This is a genomic window from Prevotella nigrescens, from assembly GCF_031191185.1.
Taxonomy (GTDB): Bacteria; Bacteroidota; Bacteroidia; order Bacteroidales; family Bacteroidaceae; genus Prevotella; species Prevotella nigrescens.
Genome location: NZ_CP133465.1, coordinates 1,591,484 through 1,606,989 on the forward strand (window position 1 = coordinate 1,591,484; position 15,506 = coordinate 1,606,989).

14 protein-coding genes are annotated in these 15,506 nt (G+C 34.4%); 1 reads left to right on the forward strand and 13 read right to left on the reverse strand.

Annotated elements, in window-relative coordinates:
- Positions 1–4 precede the first annotated feature (4 nt).
- The 12 genes from RDV52_RS09010 to RDV52_RS09065 all read right to left on the reverse strand — a co-directional run bounded on the left by RDV52_RS09010 (position 5) and on the right by RDV52_RS09065 (position 12,207).
- Positions 5–652, reverse strand: coding sequence for a D-sedoheptulose-7-phosphate isomerase (locus RDV52_RS09010; RefSeq protein ID WP_004365956.1), 648 nt, complete (start codon positions 650–652; stop codon positions 5–7).
- Positions 653–659: 7 nt separating this feature from the next.
- Entirely contained in the window at positions 660–1,715 is a 1,056-nt protein-coding gene (locus RDV52_RS09015; RefSeq protein ID WP_004365955.1) for a GHMP family kinase ATP-binding protein, read from the reverse strand.
- A gap of 100 nt (positions 1,716–1,815) precedes the next feature.
- The gene (locus RDV52_RS09020) at positions 1,816–2,826 is read right to left on the reverse strand and encodes an acyltransferase family protein (RefSeq protein WP_004365954.1); all 1,011 of its coding nucleotides are present in this window, start codon (positions 2,824–2,826) and stop codon (positions 1,816–1,818) included.
- 22 nt (positions 2,827–2,848) lie between these two features.
- The gene (locus tag RDV52_RS09025) at positions 2,849–3,616 is read right to left on the reverse strand and encodes a glycosyltransferase family 2 protein (RefSeq protein ID WP_040556993.1); all 768 of its coding nucleotides are present in this window, start codon (positions 3,614–3,616) and stop codon (positions 2,849–2,851) included.
- Between the two features lie 5 nt (positions 3,617–3,621).
- On the reverse strand, positions 3,622–4,878 hold the full coding sequence (locus RDV52_RS09030) for a lipopolysaccharide biosynthesis protein (RefSeq protein ID WP_004365951.1): 1,257 nt from the start codon (positions 4,876–4,878) through the stop codon (positions 3,622–3,624).
- A gap of 2 nt (positions 4,879–4,880) precedes the next feature.
- Positions 4,881–5,774, reverse strand: coding sequence for a hypothetical protein (locus RDV52_RS09035; RefSeq protein WP_004365949.1), 894 nt, complete (start codon positions 5,772–5,774; stop codon positions 4,881–4,883).
- Positions 5,775–5,822: 48 nt separating this feature from the next.
- Positions 5,823–6,500: an acylneuraminate cytidylyltransferase family protein gene (locus RDV52_RS09040; RefSeq protein ID WP_004365948.1), complete on the reverse strand. Its 678-nt coding sequence runs from the start codon at positions 6,498–6,500 to the stop codon at positions 5,823–5,825.
- Positions 6,501–6,510: 10 nt separating this feature from the next.
- Positions 6,511–7,665 carry a UDP-N-acetylglucosamine 2-epimerase gene (gene neuC, locus RDV52_RS09045; RefSeq protein ID WP_115098557.1) on the reverse strand — a complete coding sequence of 385 codons (1,155 nt, stop codon included), beginning with the start codon at positions 7,663–7,665 and terminating at the stop codon, positions 6,511–6,513.
- A gap of 13 nt (positions 7,666–7,678) precedes the next feature.
- Positions 7,679–8,692 (reverse strand): N-acetylneuraminate synthase, encoded by a 1,014-nt coding sequence (gene neuB, locus RDV52_RS09050; RefSeq protein WP_004365944.1) that lies wholly within the window; start codon positions 8,690–8,692, stop codon positions 7,679–7,681.
- A gap of 1 nt (position 8,693) precedes the next feature.
- The gene (locus RDV52_RS09055) at positions 8,694–9,332 is read right to left on the reverse strand and encodes an acetyltransferase (RefSeq protein ID WP_004365943.1); all 639 of its coding nucleotides are present in this window, start codon (positions 9,330–9,332) and stop codon (positions 8,694–8,696) included.
- A 351-nt stretch (positions 9,333–9,683) separates the two neighbouring features.
- A complete protein-coding gene (locus RDV52_RS09060) occupies positions 9,684–10,961 on the reverse strand; it encodes a hypothetical protein (protein ID WP_004365940.1) in 1,278 nt (425 codons plus the stop codon).
- A 37-nt stretch (positions 10,962–10,998) separates the two neighbouring features.
- Positions 10,999–12,207, reverse strand: a complete 1,209-nt coding sequence (locus RDV52_RS09065; protein WP_004365939.1) for a GDP-L-fucose synthase family protein — start codon at positions 12,205–12,207, stop codon at positions 10,999–11,001.
- 646 nt (positions 12,208–12,853) lie between these two features.
- Between RDV52_RS09065 and RDV52_RS09070 the strand changes: the two genes are divergently transcribed.
- On the forward strand, positions 12,854–13,000 hold the full coding sequence (locus RDV52_RS09070; protein WP_004365937.1) for a hypothetical protein: 147 nt from the start codon (positions 12,854–12,856) through the stop codon (positions 12,998–13,000).
- Between the two features lie 107 nt (positions 13,001–13,107).
- On the opposite strand, the gene RDV52_RS09075 is transcribed toward RDV52_RS09070, so the two are convergent.
- Positions 13,108–15,396: an NADP-dependent malic enzyme gene (locus tag RDV52_RS09075; RefSeq protein ID WP_004365936.1), complete on the reverse strand. Its 2,289-nt coding sequence runs from the start codon at positions 15,394–15,396 to the stop codon at positions 13,108–13,110.
- Positions 15,397–15,506: the final 110 nt, after the last annotated feature.

The following is a 15,506-nucleotide window of genomic DNA, read 5'->3' on the forward strand; positions in this document are numbered from 1 at the left end:
ACGCTTACTTTCCAAAGAAATATTCTTCTAACATTAAACAAATGCAATGATAAATAGGAAGGTGGAGTTCTTGTATTTTATATGTTTCTGTTTCTGGCACATGAATACAAACATCACAATATTTCTCAAGTTTGTTCTGTTGAGCTCCTGTTAAACCTATTAATGACATTCCTTGTGCTTTGGCAACAACTGCTGCATACAATACATTCTGACTATTACCTGAAGTGGAAATACCAAGGAAACAATCGTCTTTTTGGGCATATCCGTAAACCTGCTGTGCAAATACCAATACTGGTTGACAATCATTCATAAAGGCCGTAGATAAAGCTGTATGAGTGGTAAGGGCAATAGAAGGTAATGCGCCTTGTAGATTTTCTGCAAGGACATTTCCTAAATCATTATCAACTTGTGTGAATTTTTTGGACAATTCTGCTGGTAGTTTCCTCGGTAACGTAAAACCTTTCATAAGTTCACCTACTATATGCTCAGAATCGGCTGCTGAGCCTCCATTACCACAAATCAATAACTTATGGTGTTGTGAGTAACATTTCCGTAATATTTCATATGCTTGGATTATATCATTCTTGCATACATTCAGTTTTGGATAAGAACCAAGCAATGAGTTTATGTATTTATATTGTTTTTCCGACATAATAAAGTTATAATCTATATTCTTTTATATCATCAGTTGGATATATTCTCCAACCATGTGCACCACCATCTGTAAAAGAAAATGGCATAATAAATCCGTCAAGTTCTGATAATGCTTTCTCAACGGTCTTTTTTTTAATGGGATCTACAATAAACATTATAAATCCGCCACCACCTGCACCACTGACCTTGCCAGCCAAAGCCCCTTCTTTTAAGGCTACTTCCATAGCTTGCTCTATTACAGAATTGGTAACTTGCGAAGATTGTTTTTTCTTATTTTCCCATGCTGTTTTAAGAAGATGGGCCATAGAAAGGATATCGCCTTTCAACAAAGCGCGCTTCATATCGTTCGCACCCTGCTTGATTTCGTGCATTGCAGAAATGATATTCTGTTTTTGAGATGCCGTATTTTTTCTTTGGTCATCAATTATCTTTGCACTACTGCGACTTGCTCCTGTAAAATATAAAATAGTAGAAGCTTCTAACTCATCAATTATCCAACGTTTAATCTTTAATGGATTGACAATTACTAAATCATTTGACAGGAATTCCATATAATTAAAGCCACCAAAAGCAGCTGCATATTGGTCTTGTTTCCCGCCAGATAATTTCAAATCAATACGTTCTATTTCATAAGCCAAACGAGAAATCTCATAATCTCCTAAAGGAAGTGACAGCCATTCCACAAACGCTTTAAGAATACAAACAACCATTGTGGAGGATGTTCCTAAACCTGAGCCTGCAGGTGCATCGTTATAGGTTGTAATCTTAAATGATAATGGATTTAAATTGAAATCTCGAATAATTCTATTGTAAACACCTTTAACAAGAGTTGCATTACCATCAATTTCAAGCTTTTTAGACAAGGGATAATCCCCTATGAAATTATTATCATAAGAATTAATAACAATACGATTATCATCAGTTTCTTCTATTGTGCAATATGCATACAAATTTATAGTTGCATTCAAAACCAATCCACCATATGTATCACTATATGGAGAAACATCTGAACCACCGCCAGCAAGTCCTAAACGCAATGGTGCCTTACTTCGTATAATCATAATTTATTAATTTAAATACTATGAAACTATTATATAATATGTAGCATTTTTAGAAATACAAGTATAGGATCAAAAAATCTTGCTCAAAAGTGTAAATTCTTTATTTCTTTTTCTTTATACCGTATTTCTTATTTAAGAACCACGAAAGACCGAAACAACAGATAAAGATAGAAATCAATGGCCACAAGGCTATTGCAATATATTTAGTATGCGTTATAAGTTCTAAGATTTTATAAAATGGAAGTGTAAACCATACCATCTGAAATAAATAGATTTCATAAGAATACTTACCAAAAGATTTGAAATAAGAAATAATCTTATATCGATTTAATCGTAAATATGAATACTTTAAAATGAACATTAAAGGAATTAACCAAAAGAATTGAAACCAATGATGAATATTCCAACCTGTATCATATACCAATGGCTCTACATTTGGAGTTTTATAATAAAATAGACATACAAATAATGCACTTACCCCCCCCGCGAAGCAAGTCTTAAAATTGAGAGTATATCCCTTAAAAGCAAGCATATAACCTAAAGGGATTAATATCAAATATCTCCCAAGAAACAACCTATAAAAGGGCTCTGCGGTTAAATATGAGAAAACTATCTCCACCAATAAAGATATTAAAATAAAAATAGCAAAGATACGTTTAAAAGAATTCTTATAAAGGAAGTTGGGAAACAATGGTAGAATGAAAGCGAATTGTAAATATATCCAAAAATAATATGAACCAGGACCATTTCCTCCGCTTATAATAAATTCTTTAAAGAAAGAGTATAAATTTATGTCCCCATCAAGAAATCTTCTTACAAGTAGATAAACTAAAAGAAACAATTGAACTAATACAAATGGCTTAATAATCCGATACCAAGTTTTAGCCATATTAGGATAAGTAATATTAGATCTCTTTTTATAAGCATGGAAAACCTGCACTAACAAAAATAAAGGAACACACATAGATATCCACAGGCAACCTAAAGAAACTTTTAATACCGATACTGGAGTGCTATGCAGAATAATAACAGACAATATACTAAATCCTTTTATATAATCTATAAACGGATCATATTCACTCTTTTTAAATGAGAATATTCTATTTTCCATTAAGAATTATCCAATATCTATTTTATAAATGTACCTTATAATATATCCAGGCAAGTAAATAAGTGATAGGATTCATATATTTTTTAAGAATATATAAATGACTCCTCATACCATATTGTTTTCTTGCAGTATTGCCAGAACTTTCTCCCTCAAGATGAATTATTTTCGGTGAAGTAATAATCATTCTTTTATATCCTTTCTTCATCATGCGATATTGTAATTCGCCTTCTTCTCCATAGAGAAAAATATTCTCATCAAATATTCCAGCTTCGTCAATTGCAGATCGTGGGATAAACATATCAGCACCACTAATACATTCAACTTCCTTATCAGTATAATCTGGCTCATAATTATGGGGGGAGAACATTCGCCTAAAGAATTCTTTTATTGTAAACGCAGGAAAATAAAAGAAAGAATTTCTATAAGTACCATCATTTCCTTGTAGATAACATCCATAAATAATTCTTGAATTATGTGACTTAGCATATTTGAAAAATTCACCAATAGCATTATTCAACAATAGTGTATCAGAATTGAGCAAAAAGAAATAATCTCCATTAGCAACCTCTATACCTCGATTATTACCATAGCCGAATCCACCATTCTTTTTTGAATAAATATATTTTATTCTTGAATCTCTCTCAAATTTCTCCTTCGAGCCATCTGTAGAAGCATTATCTACGACAATTATCTCATAAGAAACACAATATGTATGCTTTATGATACTTTTAATACAGGCAGAGGTTAAATCGCAAGTATTATAATTAACTATAATAACAGAAACATCCATTTTCATTAGAATATTTTAAAGAGTTTACGAGAATATCGAAATACCAGAAATGCCTCTATGAAAGAAGAAAACATACTAATATATGCTGTATATAATGCTGAATATCTCGTCAATAATAAAGATAGGATTAGGTGAATAACAGATACTCCTACTGTCATAAACATCAATTCTTTTGTCTTTTTATAATAGAACAAAAAATTACAGAACTGCAGATATACACACTGAAAGAATGTACTTAAACAAAGAGGTAATAGATAAATAACTGATTCACCATAATTGGGAAATAGAATGGGAATAAGTAAACAGCATACGCCAAATACCACTAAAGTAATCCCAGCATAAAATACTAATAATAGAACAGTTTGTTTTCTAAGTTTTTCTCGAACAGAGAAGTCATTTTGAGAAAGGTACTTATAAATGTATACGGAGTTTGATTTATTAAAAGCTGCTCCAACCGAGTAAATAATAAATGCAAAGTTGATAGCAAAACTAAATAATCCTACAGCCGTAGTCCCGAAATGTGCATTAATAATATAACGGTCCATTCCCTGACGTAGAAAACCATTTATACTGTGAGGAATTAAAGGAATACCAAACAACAAAGTTTCCTTGTATATAGCTTTTGTAGGTGAAAGACGTCTTATATACCCTTTGTTAATTAAGTTTACTAACCCCATAACTAAAAATATTGTAGCAGCGATTAGATTTGCCTCTATACGCCCTATCCAATCTTGATTAAAGCCGATTACAAGTAAAAGAGAAAAGACGATATTCACAATTGTAGATAAAGTAGTTAGGAAGCCATACTTTAGGCTTTTTTCTTCTAACCTGTATATATCTAGTAATAAATTATACACAACAGTTGATGCACAAATATAAATACATATTATTTGTAGCATTGGTTGGATATTCGTGATATTAGTTACAAAGTTTGAAAAGATCCCGACGATCAACAGCAATATGGCAGAAACAGTTAATGTAGAATTCAGAACAACACTGATATATTTTGATAAGATCTCACGTGAGACCTTAAAATATTTAATGCTTACGATTCCCGAGGTACATAGACAAATTACATAACTAACAACACTGACTGTTGTATAAAAGAGATTTAACTTCCCATAAGATGATGGAAATATATAACGTGATAATATAATGAGCAGAAAGAAATTTAATCCTTGATTCAAAAAAGAGAAAAAAGCAAAGATACTTCCACTCTGTACATTTTTATTATATAATATTCTATGAACGATATTATTCATCGTTATTTATTCCCTGTTAAAAGATTATCTAAGTTCTTCTTTTCGTAGGCATCAATGTAAGAATCTTTTGTTCTATTGATTATTTGGATATGCATATAATCTGCAAAATCTCTAAGATACATATGTCCTGTAAAAGTTGCTAACTGTGACTCTAAGAAATCTCGGAGTTTGATTGGATTTCCTTCGTAATCCAACCATACATGCTCTGTGTTACCGTAATAATGTCTATCTATCAAAACAACTTCATTGTGTTCATTCACTTTTATATCATTCATCCATGAATGTTCAACACCCAAAAGATTAATTTCTTTATAACCATTTAAAATAGCAGTGTAAATAGCAGCAATACTAACATTTGTACCATTCGGGGATACTAGTCCTTTCTTATACAGCCACATCTTTAAAAAATTTGCACTGCGTGTTTCTGGTTCCCAGTTGTTGTTTGCATACCTACACACCGTCACATGCCCATTTCGTTCAAATTCTTTCTTCATTTGATTGGGAAAGTTATAAGGAATAAAAATCTGAATATCCCAATTGATGCGTTGAATATTCTCCCATGCTTTCTTGATCTTCTCAAGTTTAGGTTGCATCCAAAAAATCATATCAACCATTACTAACATCTTAGGCTTTAAGATGAAAAAAAGATCTGTATTAACACTTAAATTAACAGCACAGAAATCATAATCCTTCAACTTGTCTATATGCTCCCCTATAAGAGAAAAACTTGGACCATTACCTAATAAACATAGCCTCTTATTCTGCTTTGTTCTTTTAAATTCATTCCTAAAATATTGAAACTGAATCTGATAGAACAGAGGCCTACCTAAAAGACTTAAATAATCTGTTAAGTGCGCAATGATAATATGTACTATATGTCTGAATAGTTGTAACATATTTTATTCATAAAATAATTAAATTAAGAATACTGATAAATACTACATTTAACGTTGTGTCATTATTGCTTTCGCCAGAATTAAATCCAATGGACCATCTATGTCTATAGAGTCTTCTTTTGTCATAATATATGCTAAGCTCTTAGCACCAAAGAAATGCTTTCGAACAAGATAACATGCTGGTTTTGCAATAAAAATAGCTCCATTAGGAGAGTAATCTTTATATCCTTGTCTTCGATAATTAGAGAAGTCTGTATCAAAGAATTTCAGACTTTCATCCTTCTCTATGCGATTTACAAGCACTTTTGCATGTTCGGCCTCTTTCATAGAGACTAAGAAATCAAACTGATTGTATTTTAAATCAAACTTTTCGATAGCTTCTGTAATATGTTTCGCATTACGTAAAGGTGAAGTGGGTTGCAGAAGGACGAAATAATCATAAGTTTCTATTACTCTATGTTTTATGATATCTTCTAAAACCATATATGTTGTGGCTTTGTCATCAGATAGATTTTCTCCCCTCATCAGAATATCTGCACCACATTGACGAGAAATTTGAGCATAAAGTTCTGAATCTGTAGACACTATGACTTTATTAAAAAGATTAGTATTAAGCGCGGCCTCTATCGAATAAGATATAAGAGGTTTTCCACAGAGCTCAATAATATTCTTATCCTTCAAACCTTTTGAACCAGAACGTGCTGGGATGATAGCTATTCTTTTCACACTTATAATTTTATATACTTAATGGTCTAATATCATAAAACATCTTATACTTAGTTTTTTTTTGGTGAAGTATATCCATTGTCGTACGATAATATAATTCTGCTGAATTTTCTTTATAGTATGGAGTATCTGTTATAGCTTCATCTTTATGTGCTATGGCAAATTCAATAGCTTGTGTTATTTCATTGGATCTACAACGGACATCCAAGATACTTTTACTTTTTACACGTCCTGTTTGACGTTCACCAATATTAATGGTATAACTCCCAAGTGAAGGTGCTTCTATAATGCCACTACTTGAATTGCCAATCAATGCTATTGATCTTTTCACAAGATAATGATAAGTATCAGGATGTAGATTACTATAGAAAACGCAAGTATTATGTTTTTCACAAAACTTCTTAACACGTTTGATTATCTGATCAGCATAAGTATCTGCATTTGAGCCAATAAACGCAAAATGATAACTATTAGTAAATGGCTCTATAGCTGAAAAAACCTCATTAATTTGTTTCTGAGGAGAAACTTCATTCAAAGTCTCAGGATGGAATAGAACAACAAAACAGACTTGGCTATTGATAAGTTCTGTAGGAACATTCTTCATATTAATATAAAGACTATTTTCAGCACCAAGTGCACCAAGATAGTATACATTCTCAGGGTTCTCACCAAGTTGTATAACACGCATTTTATATTCTAAAGTACTTGTAAAGTGCCATGTTGCCATCTTAGTAATAGAGTGACGAATAAATTCATCATAATTTGCCATAGTTAGTTCGCCACCATGTAAATGTAGAATTGGAACACGATGCATAGCAGCAGCTATGGAGACACTATAGATTTCATATCGGTCTCCAAGTATTATCAATAAATCAGGTTTGTTATTGGAGAAATAATTACTAAAATCCTCTAAGGTCTTAGCCATAATACGACATGTCTCATCAAACGAAGCCATCTTCGGTTCTACAAAATCCTTGTAGTCTATACGAAATCCATCCTGCTCTATAATATCTACGGCACTACCAAATTCGGCAGATAAAAGTGCACCTGTTGCAAGTATATAAAATTCTATCTCTGAATCATTATTCAACTTAGTTATATAATTACGAACAATGCCATAGTCAGCCCGAGAACCCGTAGCAAAAGCAACTTTATACTTCCTCATAATCTTGTTTCTATTAGAAATCTATCATCTCGTCCTCATCAAAATCACGAACAGCAAAAGTACCTATCACATTATACCATTCCATAGGACTGATTCCATTACCTGGGCGTTTACAGGTTAGATTATGTTCGCTAAAAATTTCACCTTTCTTTATCTTTTTACGAGCCACTATTGATTTTCTTGCAATACTTATATTACGCTCTTCAGATTCGGTAACTTTCTTTCCTCCCTCGCCAGCTATAACTTCTATACGACGAACATTATGACATAACTCCTTAAGTTCTTCAGGAGTAGCAGAAGCTTTGTGGTCTGGGCCTGGGAAATTCTTATCTAATGTAAAATGTTTCTCAATAAGTACTATATTCTTCATACAAGCACCAATAGCAGCTACATAACCAATAGAGTGGTCAGAAAAACCTATTTTTATACCAGGGAATTCTTTGTGCAATGTATCAATAGCACTAAGGTTTACATCCTTATCAGGAGTTGGATACTCTGTGTTGCAATGAAGGATTATTAATTTCTTAGGATCTTCGTATTTATGAATAATATCAACAGCCTGATGTATTTCATTAATAGTACACATACCTGTTGATAATATTATTCTTTTCTCATCTATTTTAATTTTGGCAATACGTTCTAAAAAAGGTAAGTTTGTAACCTCTCCTGAAGGAATCTTCCATATCTTTTGGCCGTTCTTTTCTAAAAAATTTATGGAATCCATATCAAAAGGGGTTGAGAATGTATCTAGTCCAAGACTCAAAGCATAATCACGTAACTTAATAAACTCATTATAAGGAAGTTCTAATTTGCGTGTCATTTCTAACTGATTTTCATCAGTTCCTGTCGTATTTTTTTGATAATCAGCTTTAGGTGCATATTTAGTTATTAACTCAGATGCCTTGAATGTTTGAAATTTTACGGCATCAACACCACAAGATTTGGCTTCTTCAACCATACGTTTTGCCAACTTAGGATTACCACAATGGTTGCAACCGATTTCTGCAATTATATAGATACGTTTCATTTTAATTGTACTTATGGTTATTTGATTTTATTTCTTTTGCAGGAATACCAACCACTACAGTATACTCTTTTACATCTTCAATAACAACTGCGCCCGAACCAACTAATGACCATTTTCCTACAGTAATCTGTCCATTAATTACTGTACCAGATCCAATAAAGCTACCATTTTCGCAAATAACATCACCATTTAAAGTAGAATTTGTGGAGATATTTACATGATCCCTGATACAGCAACCATGTTCCACAAGGGCACGCGTATTAATTACACAGTTATCACCGACAGAACTTCCGTGATTAAGTATTGCTAATTTACCAATGAAACAGCCTTCTCCAATAACTGCTGTAGGAGAAACAAGTGCAGACTTATCGATAACATTTATGAGTGAAAGGTTACGTTTTTTTAGTTTGTCGAACCATACTTTCCTTTTAGCGTTATTCCCAATCGCAACAAAATAAACATACTGTTCAGGATTGTCAACACAGTCTATCGTATTACCTAGTACAGGATATCCTTGATGATTTGTTCCTTTCTCTTTAACATCATCAATATACCCTACCATTTTAAAGTTCATATAATCAACAGAGTCCAATACAGATTTTGCATAACCACCTGCACCAACTATAATTAATTTCTTCATTTTTATCTTTTTAACAGAAAACAATATCCTCTCCCATCACATATTATTACTTTATATAGAAGAACTGATTATCAAAACATTAACTTATTTGATTTATAATATACTGCCATTACTCATATCATATCACATCTTATTCTCATTCCCACTCGAATGGTTTGGCGTGCGCACCACTTGCTCCGCCTTCTTCTGGATTAATATTTATTTCTAAATCTCCTTTTTTGTTTACACCACTATTCTTAGATGGTGAAGTTGTGAGAAAATGAGAGTTTATTATATGTATTGTTGTTGAAGTTGGTTGTTCGTATACTTTTGTGTGCTCCATTTATTGGTAAGGATTTTATGGTTTTAAGATTAATGGACATATAGTTTTTTACCGTTTTTGATATATATGCCTGATTTTAAATTATGGGTAGAATGTACTTGTCTACCGTCTAACGTGTAAATTCTCTCTTGTGTTGTAGATGGAATATTCTTTGTATTGGGCAAAGTTATCGTTGTTGTTCCATCTATTGATATGCCATATTGTGACTGTTTTGCTTGCGATGCATCTTTTATTCTGAAGAATGCTCGCATTCCTTTTATCTTGTTGTCGTCTTTAAGTGGTTTATAGAGATACTCTTTATCGCCAAGGAAAAGTTCATTTCCATCTGTTTTTAATTCGGTTGGACTATATGCTCCTACGAAAGTATAAGTTCCAGTATTATCGGTTATTTCTTTTGGCTCAACGGCAGTAATAACAACATTACGGAATATTGGATTTACAACATCTTTCGTTGGCTTTATGATATATGGTACTCCTGCTTTTATTGCTGTAGTATCTTTAAAAAGCATTGTAGTACCATTTACTTTCCCTGTAAATTCTCTCAACTCTGGATTATTTAAATACAATTTTACAGAGTCTTCATCAACATCGAATGGTAAGCAGAATGTATTCCAATAATCTTTTGAAAGAGTACGTGTAACCTGAATGATATTATTCTTTATGTTCTTATCACTCGTGATAGTTGTTGAATTATCTTTCTCGTGATTAATTCCATTTACGATCTCGATACTTTCTATCGCAATAAAGTATTTTGTCTGCTCGTCAAATTTGATTTCTATCTCTAAGTTATTATCACATTCAATATTTTGTATCGAAAAAGTTAAATGTGAGTCATCATTATAATTATATTCCTTATGAAAGGGAATTGTTTTATTATTTATGTGAACTTCTGCATTTAATGACTGCTTTATTTTACTATTTGTACTAGTTTCTGAATTGATTATTAATTTATATATCTTTGATTTTAGAGAATCTATTCTCAATTTTAAATAGGACGCTCTATCGTCAATATTTTTATTACTTTTCTTAGATTTTCCAACCTTAAGACAAGTAAAGCCATAATCTAGAGGACTTATTTCACCATCAGTTTCAATATACCACAATCGGTCATTTATTTTTGCAGAACTTGTATTGCATTTCTTTTTATTTCTTTTCTCTTTTTTCTGATTTTTATAAAACTCTTCTGTTTTAAAATCATAATATTGAGCGTAAGACTTGTTAAATACAAGTGTGCATACAATGAGAAGTAAGAATAGCTTTAAATATTTCCTATTACAAATTTCCTCGTGTTGTTTCGATGGTATCATATAATTTAATTCCACATTATTATATTATATAAAGGTATTAATTCTCTAAGGAGTGCTGATACCATTTATATAGTTTCTCCACGCCTTCTTCTATTTCAACTTTATGTTTCCAACCTAACGAATGAAGCTTATCTACATTGATAAGTTTTCGTGGCGTACCATCGGGCTTTGTTTCGTCCCAGACAATTTCGCCCGTAAAGTTTGCTGTCTTTGCCACTAATGCAGACAAATCTTTTATAGTTAGCTCTTTACCAGTACCAATATTGATGTGACAATTCCTAATTTCTCCTAATGATGGTATTGCTCCCCCACGTCCTTCACTGTTATTTCTGTTTACTTCTCCGTCAGCTTTCACACCATAGAAAACGCTTGAGTATTTTTCTATGCCAATGATGTCCTTAAAGTCTACATTAAGCAACAGAAAAACTGAGGCGTCAGCCATATCTTCGCTCCAAAGGAATTCGCGCAAAGGAGTCCCCGTTCCCCAGAGTGTTACCTCATTGTTTTCAATTCCATAGAAAGCTAAAGCCTGTAAGATACGTTTCTTTGAAGAATTGCCATCTACATTCTCGTTCCCAATTTGTTCAGCGAGTTTAGAAACAGGATTAATAGGTCGTTTATTCATATCCACTTTTATGGCGTCCCAATTTCCTTCGTGAATAAGTTTTGCAAGATAAACCTTGCGCATCATTGCCGGCATTACGTGACTATTCTCTAAATGGAAATTATCGTTAGGTCCATAAAGGTTAGTTGGCATTACAGCAATATAATTTGTCCCATATTGCAGGTTATAGCTTTCACACATTTTTAGTCCGGCAATCTTTGCAATGGCATATTCTTCGTTGCTGTATTCCAATGGTGAAGTAAGCAGAGCATCTTCTTTCATAGGTTGCGGTGCATCTTTAGGATAAATGCAGGTAGAACCTAAGAATAAAAGTTTTTTCACCTTATATTTATATGCGCACGAGATGACATTACATTGCATTTTCATATTTTGCATTATGAAATCGGCACGATAAAGGCTATTTGCCATTATTCCTCCAACGAATGCAGCTGCTAAAACTACGGCATCTGGTCTTTCTTGTGCGAAGAAGTCTTCCACAGCTTGCTGGTTGGTAAGGTCGAGTTCACAATGGGTACAACCAATAAGATTGTTGTATCCACGTGCTTTCAGATTATTCCAAATAGCAGAACCAACTAAGCCTCTATGCCCAGCAATATATATTTTTGATGATTTTTCTAACATCTTTATGTCGTGTTATTTATGGATTATCTATGAAGTAATTCTTGAAAATTCCCATCTTCGTATACTGATAGTGGATTTGTAGTTTCGTTATGCTTCTCATAAGAAATTCTACGATGGGAATTTTGCAATCTGCTACAAATAACTATGCTTGCGTGAGAATGTGTTATAGTGTTTAATTTATTTTGTTTTTTAGAAAACGAAACCTTCCTCCCTTTTTACTAAAAGGTTGGAACAATCGTCCTCTAACACATTTCTCCGCCTATAGGCTTTTAGTACCCGCAGAGTTATTTAGTCAGATTTTTTTATTATATCGTTTGCAAAGATACATATTTTATTTAATATTGGCAATAGACACTAATAGAATTTTATAGAGAGAGCAGCTTTACGGACATTCTATAAATTCTGTGCCTTCTCCTAATATGAGTCACTAAAACCATTAAACACCATCAGTGTAAACTATAGAAACGAGGGCACTGTAAATGATTAAAACTCGATTATGGTGCAAAAGTGCCTATTTTACAACGCAAATCCTACTCTTTTGGAATGCAAAACAATAGGTTTTGCAATATACTGACAGTAAGGATGTTATCTAATATAGATATCCTTATGAAAAATGTTCATACCTCTATCCTTCTGTTTTCGGCGTATGAAGCAAGGAACGGAAGAGTGGGAGAGGAGTTTCTCTCTGTTCGGTAATGGATATTTCTTTGCTAAGTTCCCATTACTTTACATGAATGCAAGCGCTACCTTACCAGAAGCAGTAAAGCGAGTCTATATTATAGGCATGTTCTAAAAATTTCCACGTAAGCATACCAGTACAGTAAAATCCGTCAAAAGTAAATTTAGAACCCACCTACAATAATGTGTATTTTGTGCGATAAGAACGTAGTTTCAGACTACTTATTGCTTCTTCTTTATTTTCTCTATGTACGCATCAATGGCAGCAACTGCCGTGATGTTTACAATGTCGCGAACGGAACATTCGAAGTCGGTGAAGTGGATAGGTTTGTTCAACCCCATTTGGATTGGCCCAATCACTTCGGTTTCTGGACTAAAGCCTTGCAGCAGCTTGTAGGCACTGTTGGCTGAAGCAAGATTAGGGAAAATAAGCGTGTTTACGCTTTTACCTTTCAAGCGTGTGAAAGGATATTTCTCGTCGCGCAACTTCTTGTCTAATGCGAAGTTTATCTGCATTTCGCCGTCTATTAACCAGTCGGGGTGCGTCTCTTGTGTTATGGCCAATGCCTCGCGCACTTGTTGTGGTGAGCCTCCCTCGTCGCTACCAAAGTTAGAGAACGATACCATTGCCATAACAGGGTCGTCGTTGAAGAATTTTACAGAGTGGTGGGCAAGGCGCGTTATGTCTACCAGTGCTTCGGCGTTTGGCATACGGTTTATCAGCGTATCGGCAATGTAGTATATGCCACGCTTGGTATTCAGAATGTGCATTGTGCCGAAGTGTTTGTATTCTGGACGAATGCCAATAACATCTTTTGCAATCTTTATGGTATCGCTGTATTTCGTGTAGAGTCCTGTAATCATAGCATCAGCATCGCCACTTTCAACCATCGCCATACCAAAGTAGTTTCGTTCGTACATTTTGTCGTAAGCCTCATCGAAAGTGTAACCTTCGCGTGCACGCTTCTCCGCCAAGTGCTTTGCGTAATTGGCTCTGCGTCGCTGTTCCTTGTCGGCACGCATATCAATGAGTTCAATGCCAGTCAGGTCGAGCTTCAGTCGGTTCGCTATGCGTTTAATGCGGTCGGGGTGTCCCAACAAAATAGGTTGGCAAATTCCTTCTTGCTTTGCTTGTACAGCAGCCTTCAGCATATTCTGGTGTACACCTTCGGCAAATACAACTCGTTGTGGGTGGCGTGCAGCAGTTGCGTGTAAATAGCGAGTAAGTTTGGTTTCTTGTCCAAGCATTTGCATCAGGCGGTCTTTGTATGCATCAAAGTCTTTAATAGGCGTTCTTGCCACACCGCTATCCATTGCAGCCTTTGCCACAGCAGCACTCACCACGGTAATCAGTCGTGGGTCTACAGGTTTCGGTATAAAGTATTTTGGTCCAAACGTGAGTTCGTTCACGTGGTACACTTCGTTCACAACATCAGGTACAGGTTGCTTAGCCAGTTCGGCAATGGCGTGCACGGCAGCGAGCTTCATTTCTTCGTTTATGGCTTTAGCGTGCACATCAAGAGCACCTCTAAAGATATAGGGGAAACCAATAACGTTGTTAATCTGGTTTGGATAATCGGACCGTCCAGTAGACATAATAACGTCTGGTCGTGCCTCTATCGCATCTTCGTACGAAATCTCAGGCACGGGGTTAGCCAGTGCAAATACGATAGGATTACTGTTCATAGACTGTATCATCTCTTTCGAAAGGATATTGCCCTTTGAGAGTCCTACAAAAACATCAGCACCTTTTATGGCTTCCTCTAACGTGTGTGCATCTTTACGATTGGTAGCGAATAGCTTCTTTTGTTCTGTTAGGTTCGGTCGGTCGGCAGTAATAACTCCGTGCGAATCTAGCATAAGTATGTTCTCTTTCTTTAAGCCTAAAGCTACATATAGTTTCGTACACGAGATGGCTGCAGCACCCGCTCCATTTACAACAAGTCGAACCTTTGTTATGTCTTTTCCAGCAACTTCGAGCGCATTTTTCAGACCTGCGGCAGATATAATGGCTGTGCCGTGCTGGTCGTCGTGCATCACCGGAATGTCTAACGTGCGTTTTAGTCTCTCTTCAATAGCAAAACATTCAGGAGCCTTTATATCCTCAAGATTAATTCCACCAAACGTAGGAGCTATCTTTTCAACAGTTTCACAGAATTTGTCGGGATCAGTTTCATTAATCTCAATATCGAAAACATCAATGCCACCATAAATCTTAAATAGCAACCCTTTACCCTCCATAACGGGTTTTCCACTCATAGCACCAATGTTGCCCAGTCCTAAAACTGCAGTTCCGTTTGTTATAACTGCAACAAGGTTTCCTTTATCGGTATATTTGTAAACGTTGTCTGGGTTTTCCTGAATTTCTAAGCAAGGGTATGCAACTCCAGGCGAATAGGCAAGACTTAAATCGGTTTGTGTACTATGAGCTTTTGTAGGGATAACTTCTATCTTTCCAGGACGGCCATTCTCATGATACGCAAGTGCCGCCTCTTTTGTTATTTTAACCATAATAAGATTTTAATACTGACTTAAATTTACACGCAAAAAGCGTATGGTTGCGCAAAGTTACGAAATAAAAACAATAAAGATAGTATTAGTGATATTATTTTTGTATTTTT